Genomic DNA, 982 nt, shown 5'->3' on the forward strand with positions numbered 1-982 from the left:
ATTCGCATCCGTTACTGTTACTGTATAAGTGCCTGCACCAATGCCGGTGATCTCTGCAGTCATACCGCCATTCGACCATTGGTAAGTATAACCTGGCGTTCCACCACTTACCGTGATACTTGCTTTACCTGTTTTGTCTCCAAAACAGTTGATGTCTGTCTTATCAGTTGTCGCAATTAACTTCGTCGGTTCAGTCAAAGTCACACTACCCGTAATCGTACATTTGTTCGCATCTGTTACGGTCACTGTATAAGTACCAGCCCCTAAACCGGTGATCTCTGCCGTCGTACCCCCATTCGACCATTGGTAAGTATAACCTGGCGTTCCACCACTTACCGTGATACTTGCTTTACCGGTCTTATCTCCGAAACAGTTGATATCTGTCTTATCAGTTGTCGCAATTAACTTCGTCGGTTCAGTCAGGGTCACACTACCGGTAATCGTACATTTGTTCGCATCTGTTACCGTTACTGTATAAGTGCCTGCACCAATGCCGGTGATCTCTGCTGTTGTACCGCCATTCGACCATTGGTAAGTATAACCTGGCGTTCCACCACTTACGGTGATGCTCGCTTTACCGGTCTTATCTCCGAAACATTTGATGTCTGTCTTATCTGTCGTCGCTACCAGTTTCGTCGGTTCAGTCAGGGTCACACTACCTGTAATCGTACATTTGTTCGCATCCGTTACCGTTACCGTATAAGTCCCTGCACCAATGCCGGTGATCTCTGCCGTTGTACCCCCATTCGACCATTGGTAAGTATAGCCTGGCGTTCCACCACTTACCGTGATGCTTGCTTTACCTGTCTTATCTCCGAAACAGTTGATATCTGTCTTATCTGTTGTCGCTACCAGTTTGGTTGGTTCGGTCAGGGTCACACTACCCGTAATCGTACATTTGTTCGCATCTGTTACGGTCACTGTATAAGTGCCTGCACCGATACCGGTGATTTCTGCTGTTGTACCCCCATTCGACCATTGG

At 47.5% G+C, this 982-nt stretch carries 1 pseudogene; it reads right to left on the reverse strand.

From position 1 onward, the window contains the following. Nucleotides 1-982 (reverse strand): annotated as a pseudogene (locus tag ACYVFA_RS23690) (hypothetical protein); the annotation flags it as partial.

It is taken from the genome of Emticicia fontis, from assembly GCF_054779675.1.